At 65.3% G+C, this 25,403-nt stretch carries 18 protein-coding genes and 2 pseudogenes; 12 read left to right on the top strand and 8 right to left on the bottom strand.

Annotated elements, in window-relative coordinates; all coding sequences use genetic code 11:
- Nucleotides 1–6 precede the first annotated feature (6 nt).
- From AC6UUM_RS03685 to ccmI, 3 genes are read left to right on the top strand one after another with little or no spacing between them, the layout of a single operon-like run.
- Entirely contained in the window at nucleotides 7–549 is a 543-nt protein-coding gene (locus AC6UUM_RS03685; RefSeq protein ID WP_500803995.1) for a DsbE family thiol:disulfide interchange protein, read from the top strand.
- On the top strand, nucleotides 546–1,001 hold the full coding sequence (locus tag AC6UUM_RS03690; RefSeq protein ID WP_500803996.1) for a cytochrome c-type biogenesis protein: 456 nt from the start codon (nucleotides 546–548) through the stop codon (nucleotides 999–1,001). Before AC6UUM_RS03685 ends, AC6UUM_RS03690 begins: the two co-directional genes overlap by 4 nt.
- A gap of 7 nt (nucleotides 1,002–1,008) precedes the next feature.
- Entirely contained in the window at nucleotides 1,009–2,265 is a 1,257-nt protein-coding gene (gene ccmI, locus AC6UUM_RS03695) for a c-type cytochrome biogenesis protein CcmI (RefSeq protein WP_500803997.1), read from the top strand.
- A gap of 45 nt (nucleotides 2,266–2,310) precedes the next feature.
- On the opposite strand, the gene AC6UUM_RS03700 is transcribed toward ccmI, so the two are convergent.
- Complete coding sequence (locus AC6UUM_RS03700; RefSeq protein ID WP_500803998.1) at nucleotides 2,311–3,114, bottom strand: sterol desaturase family protein; 804 nt, start codon at nucleotides 3,112–3,114, stop codon at nucleotides 2,311–2,313.
- 219 nt (nucleotides 3,115–3,333) lie between these two features.
- Here AC6UUM_RS03700 and AC6UUM_RS03705 point away from each other — a divergent pair.
- Together AC6UUM_RS03705 and AC6UUM_RS03710 are read left to right on the top strand one after the other, a co-directional pair.
- Nucleotides 3,334–4,401: pseudogene (locus tag AC6UUM_RS03705) on the top strand (choice-of-anchor tandem repeat GloVer-containing protein); the annotation flags it as partial.
- 27 nt (nucleotides 4,402–4,428) lie between these two features.
- Nucleotides 4,429–4,527 (top strand): annotated as a pseudogene (locus tag AC6UUM_RS03710) (PEPxxWA-CTERM sorting domain-containing protein); the annotation flags it as partial.
- A gap of 20 nt (nucleotides 4,528–4,547) precedes the next feature.
- Here the strand turns inward: AC6UUM_RS03710 and AC6UUM_RS03715 are convergent.
- Nucleotides 4,548–5,435, bottom strand: a complete 888-nt coding sequence (locus tag AC6UUM_RS03715) for a LysR family transcriptional regulator (RefSeq protein ID WP_500803999.1) — start codon at nucleotides 5,433–5,435, stop codon at nucleotides 4,548–4,550.
- 94 nt (nucleotides 5,436–5,529) lie between these two features.
- On the opposite strand from AC6UUM_RS03715, the gene AC6UUM_RS03720 reads away from it, so the two are divergent.
- The 7 genes from AC6UUM_RS03720 (at nucleotide 5,530) to AC6UUM_RS03750 (ending at nucleotide 15,121) form a co-directional block, all read left to right on the top strand.
- The gene (locus tag AC6UUM_RS03720) at nucleotides 5,530–7,131 is read left to right on the top strand and encodes an NADH-quinone oxidoreductase subunit L (RefSeq protein ID WP_500804000.1); all 1,602 of its coding nucleotides are present in this window, start codon (nucleotides 5,530–5,532) and stop codon (nucleotides 7,129–7,131) included.
- Between the two features lie 33 nt (nucleotides 7,132–7,164).
- The gene (locus AC6UUM_RS03725) at nucleotides 7,165–9,729 is read left to right on the top strand and encodes a YbcC family protein (RefSeq protein ID WP_500804001.1); all 2,565 of its coding nucleotides are present in this window, start codon (nucleotides 7,165–7,167) and stop codon (nucleotides 9,727–9,729) included.
- A 56-nt stretch (nucleotides 9,730–9,785) separates the two neighbouring features.
- Nucleotides 9,786–10,829: an AI-2E family transporter gene (locus AC6UUM_RS03730; RefSeq protein ID WP_500804002.1), complete on the top strand. Its 1,044-nt coding sequence runs from the start codon at nucleotides 9,786–9,788 to the stop codon at nucleotides 10,827–10,829.
- A gap of 64 nt (nucleotides 10,830–10,893) precedes the next feature.
- Nucleotides 10,894–12,027: an SGNH/GDSL hydrolase family protein gene (locus AC6UUM_RS03735; RefSeq protein WP_500804003.1), complete on the top strand. Its 1,134-nt coding sequence runs from the start codon at nucleotides 10,894–10,896 to the stop codon at nucleotides 12,025–12,027.
- Nucleotides 12,027–13,370, top strand: a complete 1,344-nt coding sequence (locus AC6UUM_RS03740; RefSeq protein ID WP_500804004.1) for a GDSL-type esterase/lipase family protein — start codon at nucleotides 12,027–12,029, stop codon at nucleotides 13,368–13,370. Before AC6UUM_RS03735 ends, AC6UUM_RS03740 begins: the two co-directional genes overlap by 1 nt.
- A complete protein-coding gene (locus AC6UUM_RS03745) occupies nucleotides 13,370–14,782 on the top strand; it encodes an MBOAT family O-acyltransferase (protein ID WP_500804005.1) in 1,413 nt (470 codons plus the stop codon). The genes AC6UUM_RS03740 and AC6UUM_RS03745 overlap by 1 nt, the downstream gene beginning before the upstream one ends.
- Before the next feature lie 12 nt (nucleotides 14,783–14,794).
- The gene (locus AC6UUM_RS03750; protein ID WP_500804006.1) at nucleotides 14,795–15,121 is read left to right on the top strand and encodes a hypothetical protein; all 327 of its coding nucleotides are present in this window, start codon (nucleotides 14,795–14,797) and stop codon (nucleotides 15,119–15,121) included.
- Here AC6UUM_RS03750 and AC6UUM_RS03755 read toward each other — a convergent pair.
- The 6 genes from AC6UUM_RS03755 to AC6UUM_RS03780 all read right to left on the bottom strand — a co-directional run bounded on the left by AC6UUM_RS03755 (nucleotide 15,112) and on the right by AC6UUM_RS03780 (nucleotide 25,343).
- Nucleotides 15,112–15,597: a cell wall hydrolase gene (locus tag AC6UUM_RS03755; RefSeq protein WP_500804007.1), complete on the bottom strand. Its 486-nt coding sequence runs from the start codon at nucleotides 15,595–15,597 to the stop codon at nucleotides 15,112–15,114. The two genes, AC6UUM_RS03750 and AC6UUM_RS03755, sit on opposite strands and share 10 nt — an antisense overlap.
- Nucleotides 15,598–15,850: 253 nt before the next feature.
- On the bottom strand, nucleotides 15,851–17,362 hold the full coding sequence (gatB, locus tag AC6UUM_RS03760) for an Asp-tRNA(Asn)/Glu-tRNA(Gln) amidotransferase subunit GatB (protein ID WP_500804008.1): 1,512 nt from the start codon (nucleotides 17,360–17,362) through the stop codon (nucleotides 15,851–15,853).
- A 64-nt stretch (nucleotides 17,363–17,426) separates the two neighbouring features.
- The gene (locus AC6UUM_RS03765; RefSeq protein WP_500804009.1) at nucleotides 17,427–18,521 is read right to left on the bottom strand and encodes an acyltransferase family protein; all 1,095 of its coding nucleotides are present in this window, start codon (nucleotides 18,519–18,521) and stop codon (nucleotides 17,427–17,429) included.
- A gap of 236 nt (nucleotides 18,522–18,757) precedes the next feature.
- Nucleotides 18,758–20,236 (bottom strand): Asp-tRNA(Asn)/Glu-tRNA(Gln) amidotransferase subunit GatA, encoded by a 1,479-nt coding sequence (gene gatA, locus AC6UUM_RS03770; protein ID WP_500804010.1) that lies wholly within the window; start codon nucleotides 20,234–20,236, stop codon nucleotides 18,758–18,760.
- A complete protein-coding gene (gene gatC, locus AC6UUM_RS03775) occupies nucleotides 20,233–20,520 on the bottom strand; it encodes an Asp-tRNA(Asn)/Glu-tRNA(Gln) amidotransferase subunit GatC (RefSeq protein WP_500804011.1) in 288 nt (95 codons plus the stop codon). The genes gatA and gatC overlap by 4 nt, the downstream gene beginning before the upstream one ends.
- Nucleotides 20,521–20,585: 65 nt before the next feature.
- The gene (locus AC6UUM_RS03780) at nucleotides 20,586–25,343 is read right to left on the bottom strand and encodes an NAD-glutamate dehydrogenase (RefSeq protein ID WP_500804012.1); all 4,758 of its coding nucleotides are present in this window, start codon (nucleotides 25,341–25,343) and stop codon (nucleotides 20,586–20,588) included.
- Between the last annotated feature and the right edge of the window lie 60 nt (nucleotides 25,344–25,403).

A 25,403-nucleotide genomic window follows, 5' to 3' on the forward strand; every position in this document is an offset into this window, starting at 1 on the left:
GGTCCCATGCAACGCCTGATCTTCATCCTGCCGATCATCGCCTTTGCCGGTCTGGCGGCGTTTCTGGGCTTTGGCCTGACGCAAGACCCCAAGGCCCTGCCCAGCCAGTTGATCGACCGGCCGCTGCCGGAATTCGCGCTGCCTGGCATTGCCGCCGAGGCAAATGGCGGACCGGGTTTTGCCAGCGCCAGCTTCAAGGGCGAGCCGCGGCTGCTCAACATCTGGGCCAGCTGGTGCGCCGCCTGCCCGCAGGAACATCCGGTGCTGGAACGTATTTCAGCCGAAGGCTATAAGGTGTACGGCATCGCCTGGAAAGACAAGCCGGAAGACAGCCGAAGCTGGCTGGCGCGTTATGGCAATCCCTATACCCGTGTCGCCGCTGACGAAGTGGGCCGCACCGCCATCGATCTGGGCGTTACCGGCGTGCCGGAAACCTTCATCGTGGATAAAAAGGGCCGCGTGCGCTTCAAGCAGATCGGCCCGATCAGCCCGGAGGTGTGGGAAGGCCAGATCAAGCCGTTGATGCAGCAATTGCGGGCCGAGGCATGAAGCGCTTGATCATTGCCCTGGCCCTGCTGCTTGCAGCGCCGGCCGCGGCCGTCCTCCCTGATGAAATGCTGCCCGATCCGGCGCAGGAACAGCGGGCGCGGGCGTTATCCAAGGATTTGCGCTGCGTCGTCTGCCAGAATCAGTCGATCGACGACAGTGATGCGCCATTGGCCCGCGATCTGCGCCTGCTGGTGCGCGAACAGATTGCGGCGGGCAAGAGCGACGCGGCGGTGCGCGACTATCTTGTTGAACGTTATGGCAATTTCGTCCTGCTGAACCCGCCGGTGGAAGGCGACACGCTGCTGCTGTGGGCGGGGCCATTCGCCGTGCTGCTGTTGGGCGGCGCCGGCCTGATCCTGTGGCAGCGGCGCCGCCCAGCTGCTGCCGCCGACACAGCTTTGACCGCAGCCGAACAGGCCGAGCTTGACCGGTTGTCCGACCCATCTGACTGAGACCCTCATGACACTCTGGATCATCCTCACCGTGCTGGCGGCGCTGTCTGCCGCCTGGCTCACCATTCCGCTGGTGCGTCGCCACGAAGCGCGGGTGGATGCCCGCGCCGCCACCATCGCCGTGCTGAAGGATCAGCTGGCCGATGTGGACGTGCAACTGGCGTCCGGCAGCATCCAGCCCGCCGAAGCCGAGGGCCTGCGTAACGAAGTCCGCCGGCGATTGCTGGCGGCCGGCCATATCCCGACCGAGCTGGATCGCACGCTGGGGCAGAAGAGCCTGTCTGTCGTCGCACTGGGCCTGGCCGGGATGGTCGCGGTGGCCGCCGCCGCTCTCTATGCCAGTATGGGCCAGCCGGAACTGGCCAGTGGCGCCGCACCGGCTCCGGCTGCAACTGCTGCGGCGGCCGGGCCGGCCGCTGCGCCGCAAGGTGCGCCGTCGGCTGAAGTGGCGCAGCTGATCACCGGCCTTGAAGCCAAGATGCAATCGACGCCGGATGATCCCGAAGGCTGGCGCATGCTGGGCTGGAGCTATTTCCAGACCGGGCGCTACGCCGATGCCGCCAAGGCCTATGCCCGCGCCATCGCGCTGAAACCCGATGGCGTTGGCTATCAATCTGCCTATGGCGAAGCGCTGGTGCAGGATGCCGGCGGCCAGGTGACGCCCGCTGCCGCTGCCGCCTTTGAAAAGGCCGCGCAGCAAGACGGCGCCGATGCCCGCGCCCGCTATTTCCTTGGCGTGCGCAAGGCTGAACAAGGCGATCGCCAGGGCGCGATCAATGATTGGCTGACGCTGCTTGCCGATTCGCCCGCCGACGCGCCGTGGCTGCCGCAATTGCGCGCCGTGATCCAGCAGACCGCACAGGCCGCCGGCATCGACATCGCTGCGCGCCTTGCCGCCACCAAGCCGGCCGGCAAGGCCGCCGTGCCCGGCGTGCCGGATTCAACCGTTGCTGCGGCTGCCGCCAGTGCCGCGCCTCCAGCCGGCGTGATGCCCAGCCCCAGCCGCGAACAGGTGCAGGCCGTGCAGCAGATGGCCCCGGCCGATCAGCAGGCGATGATCCGCGGCATGGTCGAACGGCTCGCCGACCGGTTGAAGACCAACCCAAAGGACGAAGCCGGCTGGCTACGCCTGATGCGCGCCCGCCAGGTGCTCGGCGATGTCGCAGCGGCCCGCACAGCGCGGGATCAGGCGCTGGCGTCGTTCAATGGCGATACGGCGGTGCAGGGGCGGATCAGGGCGGCGGCGGCGGAGATGGGGCTGTAGGTTCGTCGCCGATCACCGGGACGCGATCCAAACCGAAGGTTCAGCTCAAGCCATTTCTTCGGCGACATTTCCCGTTGCAGGCCGTCGTGTGACATTCTCGAACACCGCATGATATCGTGGATGTTCGGTTCCCATCCATCGGTCCCACCAGGTAAAATACAGCCCGAAATTATAGCGGCCTTCGGTGTGGTGGAGATCGTGGTGGGTTGTTGTTGTCAGCCAACCGGTCAGCGGCGATCGGGTGAAGCCAGGCCACGCCAGTTCATACCCGGAATGGCCGATCGCATTGCGGATGATCTGATGGCCCAGGAAGATGAAGATCGCCAGGCCATAAAGCGGTGTCACCGCCGACAGCACGATCAGCATGAACGGGATGTAGATTGATTCAGCGACTGCCTCGATCGGCGCAAAGCTGTAGGCGGCCCAACTGGTCGGCGTGCGGCTGAGATGATGGGTGGCGTGGGCGCGGCGGAACAACGCTTTGTGGTGCAGCGTGCGGTGCATCCAGTAAAACCAGGCATCGTGCAGGATCACCATCGCCGCCACTTGCGCCATCAGCACGCCGACGTGCGGAACGCTGCGCTGGATGTGGAGGACACCCGCCTTGAACAGCGCGAACGTGGTGAGACTGACGATCGCAAAGATGCCGATGGTCTGGACCGACTGCAAAAATTCGCGCCGACGATCGGCAAAGCTGGCGGCACGGCGTTGAATGCGCCGGGCAGCAATCCAGCGCTGCGCCAGCCAGCAGAACAGCGCCACGCCGGCTGCGCCAACAAGATAGCGCACAAATTCTATGGCAAAGCCCCGCGCGAGCCGTTCCCCGATCAACAGAAGGAATTCGATCAAACTGGCTTCTCCGCCGCGAATCCATCGGCATCTGCCGGAGCGCAGTGCCTTTATGACGGCACCCGATCAGGCCGTCCAGTTCGTGGCAACGGCAATGGGTTCGCCAACGACGCCGGCCAAGCCCGTGCAATCGCCTGAAAGTGGACGAACTGCCGACTTATGTTCTTAATTTGCAAATGATAAGCCGATCAAACAGCGATTCGGTCCGGGGGAAGTGGCATGAAGTGGCATCTTGTTGTGGCGGCAACGGCCGTGTTTCTCGGCCAAGCTGCGCCCGTCGCTGCCGCCACGCTGACCACCTTGTTCACCTTCAACGGGACCAATGGCGCCTATCCCCAGGCCAATTTGATCATCGGCGCCGGCGGCACGCTTTATGGCACGGCGTTCAGGGGCGGCGCCAATAACGCGGGGACCGTGTTCAGCCTGACACCTGGCGGCACGTTCAACACGCTGGCAACCTTGGGCGCCGATACCACTGGCGGCTTTCCACATGGCGGGCTGCTCGCTGATGCGTCCGGCACGCTTTATGGCACCACCAGCATCGGTGGCGGGGTGTTCAAGCTGACCTCTGGCGGCGGCTTTACGACGTTGGCACAGTTATATCCCAGTTTCCCCCAAGGCAGCTTGATCGCCGACGCGTCGGGCACGCTTTATGGCACGACATCGGAAGGCGGCTCAGCAAGCAAGGGCACGGTGTTCAGCCTGACCACCGGCGGCACCTTCACAACGCTGGCCACCTTCACCGGCCCCAATGGCAGCACGCCTTTTGGGGGGCTCATCGCTGATGCATCGGGCACCTTCTATGGCACGACTCGGGGTGGCGGACCGGGGCAGTATGGCACCGTGTTCAAGCTGACCAGCGGCGGCGTCCTTACGACCCTGGCAGCCTTCAACGGCACCAACGGTTCCAGCCCCTACAGCACCCTGGTCGCCGGGCCTTCGGGCACGCTTTATGGCACAACATACACTGGGGGCGCCAATGGCGGCGGCACAGTGTTCAGCGTGACCCCCGGTGGGACATTGAAAACCCTGGCAAATCTCGGTGGCGCCAATGGTTACCCCTATGGCGGTGTCATCATCGATGCGTCGGGCACATTGTTCGGCACGACAAGTGCTTACAATGGCAGCACGGCGTTTCGGCTGACCAAAGACGGCACCTTTACGACGCTGGTAAATTTTGGCGGCGACGATAACCCGCTTGGCAGCCTGGTCGCCGATGGACAGGGCCGGCTTTATGGCACGACCCGAACGGGCGGAAGCTTTCTCTATGGCACCGTGTTTCGCATCGACGGGGCTGGCTTTAACGTGAACGGGGCGGTGCCGGAACCGGCAAGCTGGGCCATGTTGATGGCTGGCTTTGCCGCCATTGGTGGCACGCTGCGCCGCCAGCGCCGGGCGGCAGCGTCCGCTTGATCGCCAGCGTTGCGGCGGCCCTAACCGCCCAACAATCCCGTCAGCAACGGATTGGGAAACCGCCGGCGTTGCGTGATGGCATAGAAATCCTCGGCAAGGTCGGGGATTGTGTAAAGATCGACGAGTGTGCCGGCGGCGAGTTCGTCCTTCACCACGATCGGCGGCACCAGCGTGAGCGCTTCGGAAGAACGGGCGAGCAGGCGCAGCATGGCCATATCGTCCACCTCGGCGAGGATGATCGGTTGAATGCCGGCCGCATCGAGCAATTGGTCGAAACCGGTGCGGATATCGAGGCCCCTGGCCGGCAACAGCACGGGCAGCTTGGCGAGATCGTGCGGGAAGTGCAGAGGGCGGTGCAGGAGGCCGGGCGGGCCGACCAGGCCCACCGGCTGCTGGGCAATGCGGCGGCTGATGATGTCGGGCGCAACGGCGCCCCGCGGCGGCTGGTTGGCGAGCACGACATCCAGTTCATGCGCTTCCAGTTGCGCCATCAGATCGCGCAAGGTGCCCGATGCCATCACCAGCTCGACATCGCGACGGCCGATCAGCGGCGCGATGAATTCGGCCTGGAAATTGCGCGACAGCGTCGGCAGCGCCCCGATGCGCAGCACCTGCTGATCGAGCCGCACCCGCCCGGCCAGCGTCGAGACCAGCGCATCGCCGGCGGCAAACACCGTGTCGGCATAATCCAGCGCGATCTTGCCGGCCTCGGTCAGCGCCAGGCGGCGGTGGCTGCGTTCGAACAGCGCGTGCCCCAGCGCCTCCTCCAGGCTTTTCAGCTGCACCGACAACGCTGATTGCGACAGGTGCAGTTGCCCGGCGGCGCGCGTCAGGCTGCCGGCGTGCGCCACGGCGTGGAAATAGCGCAAGTGATTGTAGTTCAAGGCTGCCATCGCAAATACATTCATCAAACCGAACGACAATCTATATTATATATATTTTACGCAGTAATTTCCACCCCCTACATGGCTGGTCGTTCCCCTTTCGCGATGGAGCGATGACATGATGACCACTTCCCTCTTGTGGCTGGCGCTGGCTGGGCCGGCCGCGCTGCTGGCACTGGCCGGGTTTGGCGGCAGCGACGCGCGGCCATTGGCCGGCCGCGCCCGCCTGGCCGTAATTGCCAGCCTGGCCACGGCGGTGCTGCTGGCTGTAGTGGCGGTTGCTGCCGGCCCGCTGGTCACCCCGGCACTGCCAGGGGTGGGCACGGGTGTCGGCATATTGTTCGATGGCCTGACGGCGGTGATGTTCCTGCTGGTCAGTTTCGTCGGGCTGATCGTCGTGCATTATTCGCGCAATTACATGGCCGGCGATCCGGGGCACGCGCGCTTCACCCGGCTGCTGTCGTTAACTCTGGCCAGCGTGCTGCTGCTCATCCTGTCGGGGAATCTGCTGATGTTCCTGGCGGCCTGGGTGGCGACGTCGCTGGGCCTCAATCAGTTGCTGCTGTTTTACGGCGATCGCCCGGCGGCCATTCTCGCGGCGCGCAAGAAATTCATCGCCAGCCGGCTGAGCGACGTCTGCCTGGCCGTGGCCATCGGCCTGGTCTGGCAGGCTGCCGGCACGCTCGATATCGCCAGCCTTCATGTCTTTCTGAAGGGCATTGCGGCCACCGGCGCAACCCCGCTGCCGCTGACCGTCGCTGCTGTGCTGATTGCGGTCGCGGCGCTGCTCAAATCGGCGCAATTCCCGCTGCACGGCTGGATCACCGAAGTGATGGAAACCCCGACGCCGGTGTCCGCGCTGCTGCATGCCGGCATCATAAACGCTGGCGGTTTCCTGCTGCTGCGCTTTGCGCCCTTGCTGCAACTGGCGACGCCGTCGCTTGACCTGCTGATCATCCTCGGTGGCTTCACCGCACTGTTCGCCAGCGTGGTGATGCTCACCCAGAATGCCATCAAGGTCGCGCTGGCCTGGTCGACCATTGCGCAGATGGGCTTCATGCTGCTGCAATGCGGGCTGGGCGCCTGGCCGGCCGCGCTGCTGCATATCGTGGCGCACTCGCTTTACAAGGCGCATGCCTTCCTGTCGTCGGGCAGCGTCATCGATATCGCCCGCGCATCGTGGTCGCCCAGCCCGGGTGGTGCCGCGCACCCGGCCCGTGTCGGCATTGCGCTGGCGGGTGTGCTGGCCGGGGTCGCCATCATCGGCACCTTGTCCGGCTTCCAGCTTGCCACCCAGCCCGGCATCTTCGCGCTGGGGGCGATCATGGTCATGGGCCTCACCCACCTGATCACCCAATCGATCGACATAAGGCCGACCAGCTTTGTCATCGCCCGCACCGTCGCCATGGCGCTGCTGGTGGCAGGCAGCTATTTTGCCCTGCAGGCCGGCATGGCGTGGCTGATGGCCGGCACCTTGCCCGCCACGGGCCATCGCAGCGGCCCGGTTGCGCTGGCCGCGATCATCCTGGTGGTGGCGGGCTTTGCCGCCCTCACCGTTGGCCAGGCCAGCTTCATCGCGGCCAAGCCCGGTTCGGGCAACCCGGCGCCGGAATGGGTTCGCGCCTTCTATGTGCATGCCCGCAACGGGCTTTACGTCAACAGCGTCGCCAACCGGCTGGTGCTGAAATTCTGGCCCACCGGCCTGCCGACCGCACGCTGAACTTAGGCCCCACCCTGAACGAAGGATGCCACGATGAGCACCGAAACCGCCACCATCTCCACGCCCGCCCCCACACAGACGCCGGTTCCCGATGCGCTGGAGACCGCGATTGCCATTGCCTGCCAGCGCATTGCACCGCTGTGGCCGCTCAAGCATTTCGTTGCGGTCAATCCCTTCCTCGGTTTCATCGGCCAGGGCTTTGGTGAAACGGCTGCCACGCTGCGCCGGGTGGCCAAGGTCGATATGCTGATGCCGCGGCAATTCTATCGCGATGCGATGGCCAGCGGCATCATCACCGATCTGCATATCGCCGAAGCGCTGGCGCGCGCGCCCGGCAATGCCCAGGTGCCCGCCGATGTGGGCCTCGCCAAGGCAAGCCTGGCCCGTGAACCGGGTGAACGGGTGCGCGGGCCGGCCGTGGTTGCCACCATTGCCGAAGTGCTCGACACGCTTGCGGCCGGCGACCGCCAGGCCAGCCGCACAGCCTTCATGGTCGATGAAATCTCGCGCTGGTGCGCGGCCTATTTCGATGAAGGCCAGGCCAGTTGGCAGATGCCGCAGCGCGGGGCATCAGACGGCAACTCGCCCTGGGCCGCGTGGCGGGATACCATGCGCCATGATCGCAATGCCGAAGCCATGGGCATCAAGGGCTTTCGCCGCATCATTGCCAGCCTGCCCGATGATCCGATGGCGGCGATCGCCCTGATCGTGGGCGCCATCGGCATCCCGGAACGGGCGCTTGCCGATTATCTGCACCGGGCGCTGTTCGATATCGGCGGCTGGGCGGCCTATGTCCGCTATCTGGTGTGGGACAATGGCCTGTACGGCCGGCCGGACAATCGACTGGTCGAACTGCTCGCCATCCGCATGGCCTGGGGCTATGCGCTGTTCCAGCAACGCACCGATGCCGAATTCCAGGCCGCATGGGCTGCTGAAATGCGCCAGGCCGCCGCTTTGCCCGACGATGCCGGCCATCATGCCGATCCGGATCTGGCGCTGATCCTGGTGTTTCAGGACGCCTATGAAATCGCCTGGCAACAGCAGTTGCTCGGCAAGCTGGCGCGCAACGATGCGGTGCCGCAGGCGTTCCAGTTGCCAAGCCGCGATGGCCGCAAGCCGCTGCAAGCCGCCTTCTGCATCGATGTGCGGTCCGAAGTCTATCGTCGTGCGCTGGAGCAGGTGGTGCCGGGCGGCGAAACCGTCGGCTTCGCCGGCTTCTTCGGCTATTCGATCGAATATATTCCGATCGGCCGCGAAACCGGTGGTGCGCATTGTCCGGTGTTGCTCACGCCGTGCTTCACGGTTTGTGAAATGGTCAACAACGCCTCGATGGCGGAAGAAACCGAAGTGCTCGGCTTGCGCCTGTTGCGCCGGCGTGCCGCCAAGGCCTGGAAAAGCTTCAAACAGTCCGCTGTCTCCAGCTTCACCTATGTCGAGGCGGTGGGGCTGGCATTTGCGCCCAAGCTGGTCGGCGACGCGCTGGGCTTCACCCGCACCGTGTCCGATCCCAACAGTGACGGGCTTGATCATGGCATGATCGGGCGCCTGGGCCCGCGGCTGGAGCCGCGGCAGGTGGGTGGGCGCATGACCGGCCTCGATGCCGGGCAGCGCCTCGCCCAGGGCGAAGCCGTGCTGCGCGCCATGAGCATGACCAGCGATTTCGGCCGCATCGTGTTGCTGGCTGGCCATGGCAGCACCACGGCCAACAATCCCCACGCCTCGGGCCTCGATTGCGGTGCCTGCGGCGGCCACACCGGTGAAGCCAACGCCCGCATTGCCGCCGACATCCTCAACGATCCGGACGTGCGGGCTGGGCTGGCCCACAAGGGCATCGAAATCCCGGCCGACACCTGGTTCCTCAGCGCCCTGCACGATACCACCACCGATGACGTGATGGTGTACGACAAGGATCGTGTGCCCGCCGAACTGCGGCCCTATGTGGCCGAGGTGGAAGCCTGGCTGGCCCGCGCCTCCACGCTGGCGCGGGCGGAACGGTCGCGCTTCCTGGATCTGGACATGCCGCAGCGTGATATCGACGCCCAGGTGATCGAACGCAGCCGCGACTGGGCGCAGGTTCGCCCTGAATGGGGCCTGGCCGGCAATGGTGCGTTCATCGCCGCACCGCGCAAGCGCACCTTGGGCATCGATCTGGGCGGCCGCAGCTTCTTGCACGATTATGATTGGCAGCAGGACAAGGGCTTCGGCATCCTGTCGCTGATCATGACGGCGCCGATGGTCGTGGCCAGCTGGATCAACCTGCAATATTATGGATCGGTGGTGAACAATCAGGTGTGGGGCGCCGGCAACAAGGTGCTGCACAATGTGGTCGGCACGTTGGGCGTGCTGGAAGGCAATGGCGGTGATCTGAAAACCGGCCTGGCCTGGCAATCGGTCCATGATGGCCAGCGCTTCCTGCACGAACCCTTGCGCCTGAATGTGTTCATCGAAGCACCGCTGGCGGCGATGACCGATGTGATCATGGCCAACCAAATGGTCCGCGATCTGGTGGACAATCAATGGCTCCATCTGTGGGCGATCGACGAGAATGGTCGCGTTTCGCACCGCTACAGCCGCGATGGCGAATGGGCAGCGCTTTGATCGCCTGAGGGCGGGCGCGGCTTGGCAAGCGCTGCCGGCTGCCGCATGATGGAGGAATGCGTGTTCCCCCCGCCCCACCCGCTGACGACGCGGGCCAATGGTTCCGCCGTACCCTGGCGGTGATGGCCGGTATCGCCCTGGCGCTGGCGGCGTGGCAGTTGCAGCAACTGGTGTTGATCTTGTTTGCCGCCGCGCTGATCGGCTTGATGCTGAATGATTTCACCGTGCTGCTGCAACGCGGGCTGCGGCTGCCGTTCGCGCTGGCGCTGGCGGCGGCGATCCTGATCCCGCTGATCCTGTTGCTGGTGGTGTTCGGCCTGTTCGGCAGCATGATGGTGGAACAGTTCATCATCCTGGCCGAACGCTTTCCGCCCGCGTTGAAGAATGTGCAGGATTGGGCGCGCGCCACCCCGATCGGCCGCGAAGCCCTGTCCCAGATTGGCGGCCTGACGCCCAGCATGGCGCAGGTGGCCGGCATATTGCAGAGCGCGCTGGCCAATGTCGGATCGGCCGTCACCGGCCTCGCCGTGGTGCTGGTGGCCGGGCTGTATCTGGCCGCGCAGCCGCGGCTTTATGTCGATGGCCTGATTGCTCTGTTGCCGCTGGCGGCCCAACCGCCTGCGAACGAGATCCTGGGCGTGGTGCGCGATGCGATCTCTGCCTGGCTCAAGGGCCAGGCGATCGGCATGGCCTTTGTGGCGGTGGGCACCTCGCTGGGGCTGTGGTTGGTCGGTCTGCCATCGCCGCTGGCCATCGGCCTGGTCGCCGGCCTGTGCGAATTCGTGCCCTATCTGGGCGTGGTGCTGGTGTCGGTGCCGGCGGTGATTCTCGGCTTTGGCCAGGGCGTGGAAACCGGCGTCTTCACCATCATCGCACTGGTGGTGGTGCAACAGTTGCAGGGCAATGTGGTGACGCCGCTGGCCCAGAGCAGATTTGGTGATCTGCCGCCGGTGCTGACGATCTTCAGCCTGATTGCCGCCGGCACCTTGCTCGGCCCGCTGGGCCTGGTGCTGGCCGTGCCGTTCACGGTGGTCGGCATGGCGCTGTTGCGATACCGGCTGATGCAGCTGGGGCGCAAATCGCCGTTGACGGGCGATTGATCGCAGGCAGCCGAGCCAAGCGCTTGCACCACCGCCCGGTGCGTGTATCAGCCCGGCAGACCGCATGGCCGAAAATCCCGCCTTCCTGTTGATCGATCGCACCGCTGCCCTGTTCTGCGGGGTGGCGGCTGGCATTGCCATCGGGCTGGCCTTCGCGCCGCAATTGAACGAATTCCTGTCCGACGCGCCGCCTGCCTTGCCAGCATCGGTCACGGCTGCCGGCGCTGCGCCCTTGGTCGGCGGCTTGCCCGGCGATGTCGCCGCTGCCGCAAATGTGCCGGCGGGTTTGGCACGCGCCGTGGCGCAAGGCCGGCCTTTCCGCATCGGCGTGTTCGGTGACAGTTTCGGCGATGGCCTGTGGGCGGCGCTGTACAATCAGCTGCCGCGCCGCGAAGCCTTTCATGTGCTGCAATATTCGCAGCAAGGCACTGGCTTCACGCGTTATCGCCAGACCAATCTGGAAGAGGCGCTGGCCGGCCAGCTGCGCGAAGGCCCGGTGGATCTGGCGGTGATCAGTTTCGGCGCCAATGATGTGCAGGGCATTTTTGTCGATGGCCGGGTGGCGCCGTTGCTGTCGCCGGCATGGCAGGCAGAGATTGCGGCACGCATCACCCGCTATGTCGGGATGCTGCGCGCCCAGGGGGCCGATGTGGTGTGGATCGGCCTGCCGCTGATGCGCGATCCGGCTTTTGACCGCCAGGTTCAGGGCCTCAACGCCTTTCATGCCGGCGTGATGGCGCGGCTGAAGGTGCCGTTCATTGATACCAGAAATGCGGCCGTCGGCCCCGACGGCGGCTATGCTTCGCATCTGCCGGACAAGATCACCGGCGCGCCGTGGCTGGTGCGGGCCGGCGACGGCATCCACATGAGCATGAAGGGCTATCGCCTGCTCACCGATGCGCTGGCCGTGCGGCTGCGCGCCTGGGGGCAGGCGGCGCGTGGCGGCAAAGTGGTGCCGCCCGAAATGGTGCCGCCGCCGGTGCAGCTGCCGCTGCCGCCCGCCGTGCCGGCCAAGGCCGATCCCGCGCTGGCCGAACCCGTGGTGGCGGCCGATCCGGCCCCGGCCCAATCCGCGCCGCCCGTCGATCTGCTGCCGGAAACGCCGCCCGCCACCGATCCTGCCGTGCCGCAAGCCCTGCCACCGCAAGCCGTGCCACCGCAAACTGTGCCGCCGCAAACCGTTCCGCCGCAGGGCTGATGTTGGTGCCGCTCGCCCTTGCCGCCGCGCCTTGCCTGGCCAGCCTGTGCGCCGGCGATTTGCTGGCCGGCGTGCCGCTCAGCCTGGCGGCGATGCCGGCGGACCGCCCGGTGCATATCGTGCAGATCGGCGATTCCCACACCGCCGGCGACAGCATCACCGGCGCGCTGCGCGAGGCCTTGCAGGCGCGGCTGGGCAATGGCGGGCGCGGGTTGATGCCCGTAGGCCGCCCGCATCCCGGGGTGCGCACGCGCGGGGTTACGGCCAGCATGTCAGGCAATTGGCAGTCGCGCGGGCTGTTTGGCAGCGGCGCGGCCGACACCTGGCCGCCTCGCGGCATCACCGGCTATACGCTCACCAGCCGCTCCATCGGGGCTTCGTTGGCGTTGACCGCCGATGCCGGCCAGCAGTTCAGCGCCTTTGGCGTGTGCGTCGCCGCCAGCGCCGCAGGGCCGCAATTGGCGATCACGGTGGGAGACCGCACCGAGACCGTGGATTTCACCAGCGAAAGCGACACCCCCCGCTGCCAGCGCTTTCTCGCCGATCCTCAGGCCAGCACCGCCCGGCTGGAATTGCTGGCGGGGGAAGCGATCATCACCGGCTGGTGGCTCGAACGCCCGCGCGGGCTGATCCTTTCCAATCTTGGCGTGCCGGGATCGCAGCTGCAATTTCTCGGCCGCGCCGATACCGCCACCATGGCGGCGCAGTTCCAGGCGCTGCCGCCCGATCTGGTGATCCTGGCCTTCGGCACCAATGAAGGCTTTGCGCCCACGGCGGATGCAGCGCGGCTGGAAAGCAACCTGCGCGAACAAGTTGCGCGGCTGCGCGCCCTTGTAGGCCCGGTGCCGATCCTGTTGCTCGGCCCGCCCGATGCGGCCAGCCGCAGCACGGCGTTGATGGGCAATGCACCAGGCCGGGTGGCCGATTGCAACCGCGCCATCCAGTCCAGCCCGGAACGACTGCCGGTGACGGGGTTCGACATTCCGATCCAGGATACAGACGGCGGCGTGCTGGCTCCCGATCCGGTGGCGCTTGCAGGCCCCAATCTGCGCGCGGTGCGGCGCGGGCTGCCGCTGTTCACGCCGCCGGGCCTCGATGTCGTCGCCGCCGTGCAGCGCCGGGTCGCGGCTGATCTGGGCCTGGCATTCTGGGATTGGCGGGTGCGGCAGGGCGGGGCCTGTGCGGCGGTGCGCTGGACGCAACAGCGCCTGATGGGCCCGGATTTCATCCATTATTCGCCGGCCGGCGGCGCCGAAGTGGCGCGCATGCTGCTCGATGATCTCGATGCGGCCCAGGCCGTCGGAAAGGCAAACACTGGGGCAACGCCCGGGACGCGCCGCTGATGCTGTTCCCGACGCTGGATTTCGCGATCTTCTTCCTGCCCGTGCTGGTGCTGGTGTGGACGGTGGGGCAGGCCAGCAATGAATGGCGCAAGATCATCCTGCTGCTGGCCAGCTGGGTGTTCTACGGCGTGTGGGATTGGCGCTTCGTTGCGCTGCTGATCGCGTCGGCGGTGATCAACTGGGGGATTGCGGCGCGCATTCACGCCCGGCTGGAACAGGGTGAACCGGCACAGCCCTGGCTGGCGATCGGCGTTGCCGCCAATCTCGCCATCCTGGGCACGTTCAAATATTACGGCTTCTTCCTCACCGAACTGGCCGGCGTGCTGGCGCGGACCGGCTTCAGCCGCGATCTGCCTGTGATCGAGGTGATCCTGCCGGTGGGCATCAGCTTCTTCACCTTCCAGGGCATGAGCTATCTGATCGACATCGCGCGCCGCCAGACCAAGCCGGCCAGCTTTCTTGATATCACGCTCTTGATGAGCTTTTTCCCCCACCTTGTGGCCGGGCCGATCGTGCGCGCCAGCCATCTGGTGCCACAGTTCCAGGCCGCGCCGCGCCTGACCCGCGGCATGGTGGCAACCGCGCTGATCCTGATCACCTGGGGGCTGTTCAAGAAGACCGTGGTGGCCAGCGAATTGGCCGTGGTGCTGGTGGACAAGGCGTTTTTCGATCCCACACGGCAGACCGGGCTTGATCTGCTGGCGGGCGCCTATGGCTATGCCGTGCAGATCTATTGCGATTTTTCGGCCTATTCCGACATGGCGATCGGGCTGGCGGCGCTGCTCGGCTATCGGTTTCCGCGCAATTTCGATCAGCCCTATCGGGCGACGTCACTGCAGGATTTCTGGCGGCGTTGGCACATCTCGCTGTCCAGCTGGCTGCGCGATTATCTCTATATCAGCGTAGGGGGCAGCCGCGGCAGCCTGTTGTTCATCTGCCGCAACCTGATGATCACCATGTTGCTCGGCGGCCTGTGGCACGGCGCGAAATGGACCTTCCTGATCTGGGGGGCGCTGCACGGCGGCGTGCTGGCCTTGGAGCGCATTTGGCGCGAATGGCGCCCGGCCGGCTGGCCGACGCTGCCGGCGCCGCTGGCCGTGCTGCTGATCTTCCACGTGGTGGTGGCCGGCTGGATCTTCTTCCGGGCCGAAACGCTGGCCGGCGCGCTGGGCTATTTCGAACAATTGTGGGCGTTCCGGCCCGGCGTGGCGCTGGCCAGCCCGTTGCTGATCGGCCTGATCGGGCTGGGGCTCGCCATGAATTTCACCCCGCCGACGCTGCTGCCGGTGCTGGCGCGGCGCGTGGCGGCATGGCCGGCGCCGGTGTTGGGCCTGGTGGTGGGCCTCGCCATCCTGTTGATCGACGCCATGCGCTTTGAAGGCGTCGCGGCCTTCATCTATTACCAGTTCTGAAAGGGCGCGCGCGTGGCCGACCAGTTTGATTCGCCGGTGGATGTGGCAGCGGACGCGCAGGGCGTGTCTGGCCTGGCCTATATGGTGATGGCGGTGGGCTCGGCGCTGTTCACCGTGGCCATGCTCAACGCCCATGCGCTGGCGGCTTGGGCGGATGGGCTCGAACCGGGCGCGCGCACGGCCCGCATCGTTACGATCGCCCATGGTCTGGCCGATCGCACGGCAGCCGTTGGCCTCGATGGCCCGCGCGCCGCGCTCAAATCAAGCTGGGATGACGCAAAGGCCCGACGCTGGCGCGGGCAGATCGCGGAAGATTCCGACGCCGCCGATCAGCGGTAGAAATCATGATCTTCCAGGCGCGCCAGCTTGGTGCGGCCGCGGAAGAACCGATCGGGCTTGGCCCAGTTGGCGTGGAAATACAGCGCGCCCTTGGAATAATCGCGCGTGCTGCCCGAAAGCACCGTCCGCGCCACGTCAACGGCCTCGGCCCAGGCGGCCGTCTTGCGGTTGGGGTGGTAGCGGCTCAGCCGAAAAAACTGGCCGGGCTGGTTGGCGACATCGCACACATCGTCGCCGAACCCGCGGCGGACGCGGTTGACCATGACATGGGCGACCGCGATCTGGCCTTCGCGCGGCTGGTTGCCGGCTTCGTGATGCACCACCTTGGCGATGCAGTTGATCTGGCGTGTATCCAGCTTCGCGGCTGGTTCCGGCACATCGACCGGGGACGCCGGCGCTGCTGCGGGGGCGATAACCGCTTCCGGCTGCGGGCTGGGCTGGGCGGCAACATGGCCAAGCGCCAGCCCTGACGTCATCACAATGGCCGCACTGGCAGCCAGCATTTGCAAACGGGGTGTAAAGGTCACATCTCGAACCGAGACTGCGCCCCTGCGGCAATTGGCAGCCAAAAACACGAGCCACCAACGCGACAGGCACGACGTGCAGATCAGGCCAAAACCGGGCCATTCACCTGCCGTTCAAAACAGAGAGCCGCTGTAACGAGACCGTCACGACTTCGTCAAGCCGATGGCGACGAAGCGGCAGTAACTGTCGGCCAGTCGAGCGCGATCAGCCGTCCAGCAGCGCCTTCAGCCGATCGTTCACAATGCCCGGCGCGGCCTTGCCGGCCATGGCGCGCATCACCTGGCCGACGAAGAATCCGAACAATTTGTCCTTGCCGCTGCGATATTCAGCCAATTTTTCCGGGTTGGCATCGAACACGGACCTGATGGCGGCATCGATGGCGCCGGTGTCGGAGACCTGCTTCAACCCGCGCGTCTCAACGATATGGCCGGCACTGTCGCCGGTTTCGAGCATGGCTTCGAATACCTGCTTGACCAGCGGGCCCGACAGCGTGCCGTCGGCGGCCAGGGCCAGCAATTCGGCCAGGCCTTCGGGCGACGCCGGGCTGTCGCCGATATCCTTGCCCAGCTTCTTCAGCGCCGCGAACAGATCGCCGGAAACGAAATTGGCAACGCGCCCGGCCACGTCGGCGAGGGGCTTGTTCAGCCGGCCGGCGGTGGCGGCCAGCGCGGTTTCGAACCAGGCCGCGGTTTCCTGCTCGGCGGTGAGCACGCCGGCCAGATAAGGCGAAAGGCCCAGTTCCGCCTGATAGCGGGCGCGTTTCGCCACCGGCAGTTCCGGCAGGCTCGCGCGGCATTGCGCGACGAACGCGTCGTCGATCACCAACGGCAGCAGATCGGGATCGGGGAAATAACGATAATCATGCGCGTCTTCCTTGCCGCGCATCGATCGCGTGGTGCCGGTGCCCGGATCGAACAGCCTTGTTTCCTGCACGATGCTGCCGCCCGATTCGATCACATCGACCTGCCGGCGCGCTTCATGCTCCACTGCTGCCATGATGAAGCGCACGCTGTTCACATTCTTGGTTTCGGTGCGCGTGCCGAACGGCGCGCCGGCCTTGCGCACCGATACGTTCACGTCGGCGCGCATCGAGCCTTCGTCCATATTGCCATCGCAACTGCCGACATAGCGCAGCAGTTGGCGCAGCGCCGCCACATAGGCGCCGGCTTCGGCCGGCGAGCGGATGTCGGGCTTGGAGACAATCTCCATCAGCGCGCAGCCGCAACGGTTGAGATCGACGTAGCTCATCGTCGGGTGCAGATCATGCACCGATTTGCCGGCATCCTGCTCCAGATGGATGCGCTCGATGCCGATGCGTTTGGTGGTGCCATCATCAAGCGTGATGTCGAGATGCCCTTCGCCGACAATCGGGTGATAAAGCTGGCTGATCTGGTAGCCCTGCGGCAGATCGGGGTAGAAATAATTCTTGCGATCGAACCGCGACCAATTGTTGATCTGCGCATCGATGGCCAGCCCGGTGCGCACGGCCTGGCGCACGCATTCGCCGTTGATCACCGGCAGCATGCCCGGCATCGCGGCATCCACCAGGCTGACCTGCGCATTGGGCTCGGCGCCGAAGGTCGTGGCTGCGCCGGAAAACAGCTTGGAATTGGCTGTCACCTGCGCATGCACTTCCAGCCCGACGACGATCTCCCAATCGCCGGTGGCACCTTTAACGCAAAAGCTGCTGAAGCTGCCGTCGTCTATATAGTTCATACCCGGCTTTTGGCTTTACGGCAGTCACTTGGCAAGTCGCTTCAATCGGCAGCGGTGTGCGGGCTCAACTGGCGACCCGCTTTGTGGCCGGCCGCACATAGCGCTTCAACGACAACGCCGGCTTTTCGACAAAATGCCATGAAAGCATTGCGATGGCCAACGTTATCGGAACGGTCAAAGCGAAATTGATATACCATTCGCGGCTCCAAATGAGTTGCGCGACCAGCGTCTGCTGCACAGGATATGAATAAAGATAGAGGCCATAGCTGTAGTCGCCGCTTTGCAGCCATCTAACGCGCGGGAAATCCTGCATGCCAAGCCATAAAGTAAGATAAATCATCGGGAATTGAATGAAAAATGTCATGTTCTGAAAATAATGCAGAACATATATTAACACAATCGACAGAATCAAATAGGTTCTGTTGATGACAATGCTGTCACGCCAGTGAAAGGCCACAACACCTGTAACGAAAAAATATGCCAATGTTTCTCCGTGATAAATACCTTTCGGTTCAAACATTCCGTTTTGTAGGTTTATCACGAACAGAACGACTGTGCCAATTGCCCATACAATAGTGATGTATTTGCGAGAGTAAACAATTGTACTGACCATCAAGGCAGCCATCACAGCGTAGCTGAAAAGTTCTGGATGGAGCGTCCACAAATTTTGATTGACGATGCCAGGGCGCGGATTGTCCAAAAAAACACCAGGAAGACTGTAGTGCACCCAGCCAACAATATTACCGAAATAAACGAAAAATGTCGCGTCTGAAAAATAGTCGCGCATGGTATAGGTTGTCATCAGCGCGCCCAGTACCAGAGCCGATAGCGTCACCTCAGTAACAAGTGCCGGCATGATGCGCAGCACCCGAAAAGAGAGAAATGTTGTCAAATCGCGCGTGCGTAGCGCGCTGCCGGTTACAAGAAATCCAGACAGCCCGAAAAACATGGGTAATACGGCAGCCAAGAACGGCGCTATCAGCAGCTCGGCCTGCGATCGCGTTACATACCCATAAGACGTGTGGATGCTGTGCAGAAGTATCACCGTCAGCGACAGACCGATTCGAACCCAATCGAATCCAGGACCAGAACCACGGTGGCGATCCATCACGGCCAAGACGGTTTCGCCTGCCAACCATTTTTCGCGATGAGTGAGCATTTGGGCCCCCGGGCTGTCCCGCACGAGTCTGAGAGATTTGCTGGCTTAAGGGGCACGAATCGAAAAGGAAAGAACGGAAATTGCACGGGTCCCGATTGTCACTGGCGGTACCCGCGGTATCGGGTCGGCTACAGGCATGGAATTACAGCATGCTGGTTATACCGGTGCGGCAACCCATCCAGGCCGGGCCGCTCCAGGCCGCGCTTCGGGCAATGACGGGCATGGAATTTATGAGTTCACGGCCTAGTTCCTGGTTTGGCCGTGAAGCCGGCGGCGCGTTCGATGGCGAGGCCGGCATCGAGCACGCCGGCCTCATCCAGCGGCCGGCCGATGATCTGCAAGCCCAGCGGCAGGCCAGAGGCCGACAGCCCGGCCGGCACGCTCATCGCTGGCAGGCCGGCGAGGCTGGCGGGCACGGTGAACACGTCGTTGAGATACATCGCGAGTGGATCGGCCTTCGCTCCGAAAGCAAAGGCCGGGCTGGGCGCGGTGGGGGTGAGCAGCACGTCGCAGCGTTCAAAGGCCGCTTCGAAATCCCGCGCGATCAGCGCCCGCACCTTCTGCGCCTGGGTGTAATAGGCATCATAGAAACCGGCCGACAGCACATAGGTGCCGATCATGATGCGGCGCTGCACTTCTTTGCCGAAACCGGCGGCGCGGGTGGCGGCATACATGTCCTGCACATTGCCGCCGGGCGGCAGCACGCGGCTCCCATAGCGCACGCCATCATAGCGGGCGAGGTTGGACGAGGCTTCGGCCGGCGCCACAATATAGTAAGTGGGCAGGGCATATTTCGTGTGTGGCAGCGACACCGAGACGATCTCGGCGCCCGCTTGCTTAAGCCAGGCGATGCCGGCATCCCACAATGCGGCGATTTCCGGGTCCATGCCGTCCAGCCGGTACTCGGCCGGAATGCCGACGCGCTTGCCGGCCATGCTGCCGGTGAGGCCCGCGGCAAAATCCGGCACGGCGACATCGAGGCTGGTCGAATCGAGCGGATCGAAACCGCACATCGAGGTAAGCAGATGCGCGCAATCGGCGACGTTGCGCGCCATCGGCCCGGCCTGATCGAGGCTGGAGGCGAAGGCGATCGTGCCCCAGCGGCTGGCGCGGCCATAGGTCGGCTTGATGCCGGCGATGCCAACGAAAGCGGCGGGCTGGCGGATCGAACCGCCGGTATCGGTGCCGGTTGCGCCGGCGCACAGCCGCGCCGCCACCGCTGCCGCCGAGCCGCCCGACGAACCACCGGGCACCAGATCGGCATCGCTGCCGCCAGAGTTCCCTTTTGCCTTCCACGGGCTGATCACCCGGCCGAAGGCACTGGTTTCGTTGGAGGATCCCATGGCAAACTCGTCCATGTTGAGCTTGCCAAGGAACACCGCGCCATCGCGCAGCAGATTGGCCGACACGCGGGATTCGTAACGTGGCACGAAGCCCTTCAGGATCTTCGATCCCGCCGTGGTCTGCACGCCATCGGTGCAAAACAGATCCTTGATGCCGAGCGGAATGCCGGCCAGCGGGCCGGAGCGCGTGCCATCATCCACTGCACGCGCCTGCGCCAGCGCCAGCTCCGGCGTTTCGGTGATGAAGGCGTTCAGGTGCCGATTGGCGGCCATCGCATCCAGATGCGCCTGTGCCAGCTCCACGGCGCTGAACGATCTTGCGTCCAGCCCAGCCTTCATCTCGGTCAGGGAAAGGTCCGTCAGCGCGCTCATTCGATCACCTTCGGCACGGCGAAGAAGCCGCTGGTGGCATCCGGCGCATTTGCCAGAACCTTGTCCTGGATATCGCCGTCGCTCACCACATCGGCGCGCCAGCGCAGCGTGCCGGGCATGACGCTGGCCATCGGCGCGACGCCGGTGGTGTCCACCTCGCCCAGTTGCTCGATCCAGCCCAAAATGCCGTTCAGCTCACCGGTCAGGCCCGGCACATCGTCTTCGGCAACGGCAATGCGCGCCAGGCGCGCAATTTTCCGCACGGTTTCATCGGTCACAGACATGGCCTGCCGCTAGCAGGCGCGGCGCGCGCCAACAAGGGGGCGAAGCGCCCCGCCCTGGCCCGGATTCAGGTCAAAGCGGCGCGGGCCAGCCCCGCAACATGCGCCAGCATCGCCGGTGATGCCCCGCCGTCGCGCGCCTGGGCGATTGGCGCGGCGATGCGCGCCACCTTGGCCGCACCCTGCGCCAGCCAGTCGCTGGTGGCCGCCACGGGATCACTGCCGGCCGGCACGATGCGGGCCAGCAGATCGAGCCGCAGCTGTTCGAAATCGCGCACCAGTGTGGCAGTGAGCAGCCGTTCCCACGGATCGGTCGGCGCCAGCGCTGCCGCTACACCGCGCGCCCAATCCAGCCCGGTGGCTTCGCCCAGCATCGTATAGGCCTGCGCCGTGGCGGCCACATCCAGATAATGGGTGGCGGCCAGCAACGCCGTGCCGATGGCACCATCCAGAGCCGTGATGCGCACCACGGCGGCCGCCAGATCGGCCGGTGCCCCGGCCGCAGCCAGCCGCACCGTGATCCGATCGAGCTGCCCGCGCACTTCCAGCCGCAGCAGTTGGTCCAACGCGCTGCCCAGGGCGGCAACGCCCGGCGCCAGATCGGTCACCAGCAGCGCCGCGCTGCGGTTGCCGCCCAGCCGCAGCAGATCGGCCATTTGCGCGCGCAGTGCCGCTTGCGCCTCGCGATGCAGCGTGGTGGCAGCAGCGGCGGATATGTCGGCGGCATCGATCGCCGCCCACAAACTGCCCATGCCAAACAGCTCGCGCGCGGCCACGAAGGCGCGCGCCACATCGGCCAGGCTGGCGCCCAATTCTTCGGCCAGTTCAAACGGCGCAGCCAGGCCGGCGCGATTGATCAGTTCATTGGCCAATTTGGTCGCCACCAGCTCGCGGCGCAGCCGGTGGTGCAGAATCGCATCGCGGTGCGCCCGCATCGCCGCCGGGAAGGCCGCGATCAGATCGGCCTCCAGCAGCGGATCGTCCACCACAGCGCTTGCCACCAGCGCTTCATAGGTGGCCATCTTGGCATAGGCCATCACCACTGCCAGTTCAGGGCGGGTCAGCGCTTCGCCGGCCGCGCCCCGTGTCGCCAGCACATCGTCACCGGCCAGGCCTTCGACGCTGCGATCCAGCCCGGCTTCGCGTTCCAGCATCTGGATCAGCCGGCGCATGGCTGGCATGGCGGCGCTGCCGGCGGCCTGCGCCAGGCTGAGCGCCCGCGTTTGCAAAATATTGTCCTGCAGCACCAGCGCCGCGACATCGTCCGTCATCGCCTTCAGCAACTGGTCACGATTCGCCTGGGTCAGGCGGCCGGCCGCGACTTCGCCATTCAGGGCGATCTTGATGTTGACCTCGTGGTCCGAACAATCGACTCCGGCGCTGTTGTCGATGAAATCGGTGTTGATGCTGCCGCCATGACGGGCGAATTCGATGCGCGCGGCCTGTGTCAGGCCCAGATTGGCGCCTTCGCCGATCACCCGCGCGCCCAGCTGGCGCGCATCGATGCGCAAGGCATCATTGGCGCGGTCGCCGGCATCGGCATGGCTTTCGGTGCTGGCCTTCACATAAGTGCCGATGCCGCCGAACCACAGCAGATCGACCTTCATTTTCAAAATGGCGCTGATCAGGTCGGCCGGGCTGAGCGAGGCGGCTTCCACCCCCAGCATGTCTCGCATTTGCGGCGACAGCGGGATGGCCTTCAGGCTGCGCGGGAACACGCCGCCGCCTGCTGAAATCAGCGCCTTGTCATAATCGTCCCAGCTCGATCGCGGCAGCGCGAACATGCGCTGGCGCTCGGCAAAGGCGGCCGCAATGTCTGGCGCGGGATCGATGAAAATGTGGCGATGATCAAAGGCCGCGACCAGCGCGACGGCCGGGCTGAGCAGCAAGCCGTTGCCGAACACATCGCCCGACATGTCGCCCACGCCGGCCACCCGCACCGTCTCGGTCTGCACATCGATGCCCAGCTCGCGGAAGTGCCGCTGCACCGAAATCCACGCGCCCTTGGCGGTGATCGCCATCGCCTTGTGGTCATAGCCATTGCCGCCGCCACTGGCGAAGGCATCGCCCAGCCAGAAGCCGTGTGCCTGGGCAATGGCATTGGCCGTATCGGAGAAGGTTGCGGTGCCCTTGTCGGCTGCCACCACCAGATAGGGATCGGGCGCATCGTGGCACACGACGGCTGCGGGCGGCAGCACCGTGCCGTCCACCGCCAGATTGTCGGTGATCGACAGCAGGGCGCGGATGAACACGCGATAGGCTTCGGTGCCTTCGGCCAGCCAGGCATCGCGATTCGATGCCGGCGGCAACAGCTTGGGATAGAATCCGCCCTTGGCCCCTGTGGGCACGATCACCGTGTTCTTCACCTTCTGCGCCTTCACCAGGCCCAGCACTTCGGTTCGGAAATCATCGCGTCGATCCGACCAGCGCAGCCCGCCGCGCGCGATCGGCCCACCGCGCAGATGGATGCCCTCCACCCGCGGCGAGAACACCCAGATTTCACGATAGGGCACCGGCGCCGGCAGGCCGGGCATGGCCGCCGAATCGATCTTGAAGGCCATGGCTTCGGGGCCGCCGGGCACGAAGAAATTGGTGCGCAGCGTCGCCAGCATGGCGGCACGGTACAGGCGGATGATGCGATCATCATCGATGCTCGCCACATCGGCAAGGTCGGCATCGATGCGCGCCAACACGTCCGCCTGCGCCGCGGCGCGATTGGTCACGTCGAGCCCGAAGCGCGCCGTGAACAACGCCACCAGATCGCGGGTAATCGCCGGATAGCGGCGCAAGGCATCCACCACCGTCATCACGCCATAGGTGACGCCGGTCTGCCGCAGATAGCGGAACCAGGCGCGCAGCAGGGAGGCATCGCGCGCTTCCAGCCCGCAAGCGAAGATCAGCGTGTTGAAACCGTCATTCTCGCGTGTACCAGTCAACACATCGGCCAGCGCCGGCGCCACCCGGGCCTGCAAGCCGGCGGGATCGGCCAGCAGCGCCGCGTCGGGCACTTCGGCCAGGAAATCATGCACCCAGCCCAATTGCCCGCCGGCCAGATCGAACGGATATTCCTCGATCACTTTCAGGCCGAAATTCTCCAGCACCGGTACCGCTTCGGACAGCGGAATGATGCGGCCCAACCGATAGATTTTCAGCCGCACCTGGATTGACGCGGCGTCAGTGGTGGTCACCGGCGTGATGCGCACCGCGCGGGCGCGATCATCGGCCAGATCGGCCAGCGCCAGGATATCGGCAGCGGCTTCGGCCGGCTGATGCTGGGCGCGGTAACTGGTGGAAAAGGCGCGGCCGTGGCTGATGGTCAGGCGCGCGGCGCGCTGTACATCCACGCGTGTCGCCAGCGCGGCCTCCAGATCTTCCTCCCAGCCACGCACCAGTTGGCGCAGGCGCCGGTCGAGCCCGGCAGCCACCTCGGGCGTGAAACCGCTGGTGTCGGCCACATCCACCACGAAATGCACGCGGGCCAGGCCCTCCTCGCGCAGCTCGACCTCGTAACGGGCAATGCGGCCGTGCAGCTCCTGCGCCAGCATCTGGCCCGCCGCCTCGCGCAGACGCACCGAATAGCCATCGCGCGGCACATAGACCAGCACGGACACAAAGCGCCCGAACGGATCGGCGCGGGCGAACAATTTGGGCCGCGGCCGATCGAGCAGGCTGAGCAGGCCCAGCGCCATCGCCTGCAATTGTTCAGGGCTGGCCTCGAACATCTCCATGCGCGGGAAGCTTTCCAGCACATGCACCAGCGCCTTGGCGGTATGGCCGGTTTCGCCGAAGCCCAGTGCATCGATGATCTCGCCCACCTTGCGGCGCAGCAATGGCACCTGGCGCGGCGATGTGCCCAGCGCCGCCGATGTATAAAGGCCCAGGAAGCGGGTTTCCGATACCACCCGGCCCTGCCGATCAAACCCCTTCACCGCGATCAGATCGCCGTTGACCCGGCGATGCACGCTTACCACCGCGCCGGCGCGGGTGATCAACAGCGGTTCCGGGCTGGCCAGCATGGCCCGCAACGCGCGCGGCGTGTCATCCTCGCCGCGCACGCCCGACCACAAGGGGTAATCCGGATCGGCAAGCAGCCCCAGGCCGACATCGCTGATCGGCTGCATCGCCGGATCATCCAGATCGCCATTCAGCACGTAGCGGCGCGCGCCCAGCAGCGTGAAATTGTCTGCCGCCAGCCATTCCAGAAACGCCATGGCCTCGGCGGTGCGGTGCGGCGCCAGTGGCGGCGGATTGTCCGACAAGGTGCGGATGCAGCTTTTCAACAGCGCCAGCATCGCCGGCCAATCGGCGACGGCCATGCGCACATCGGCCAGCACCTGGCCCAGTCTGTCGATCAACGCGGCGCGCGCGTCGCCTTCCACCCGCTCGATCTCCATGTAGATCATCGATTCGCGGGCCGTGCCCGGCGCCGGCGCGGAACCGGCCGGCACCACCGCTGCCAGCAAGCGACCGTCATCATCACGGCGCACATCGACAATGGGGTGCAAAAGGCGGTGAATGTCGATGCCGGCGGCGGTGACGGCAGCCGCGGTCGAATCGACCAGGAAGGGCCGATCCTCGCCAATGATCGCCAACCGCAGCCGGCGGCCGCTCGCATCATCGGGCGGATCGAGATGGATCACCGCCACATCAGGCAGCCGCTGCGCGGCGGCCTGGCCCATGAACGCCGCCACACCGGCGCGGCCGGCGCCATCCAGATCCTCGATCTCACCGGGCAACGCCTGCGCGAAGAAACATTCTGCCAAAGCCGCCAACGCCGCTGCCGGGGCCACGCCAGCTACGGCTGCACCGTCAAAACTATCAGACACAAGGTCGCTCCCGCGATGTTTGTCGTGCGGCTTATGCGCCTTGCCGGCCGGAATGAAAAG

It is taken from the genome of Sandarakinorhabdus sp., from assembly GCF_987265915.1.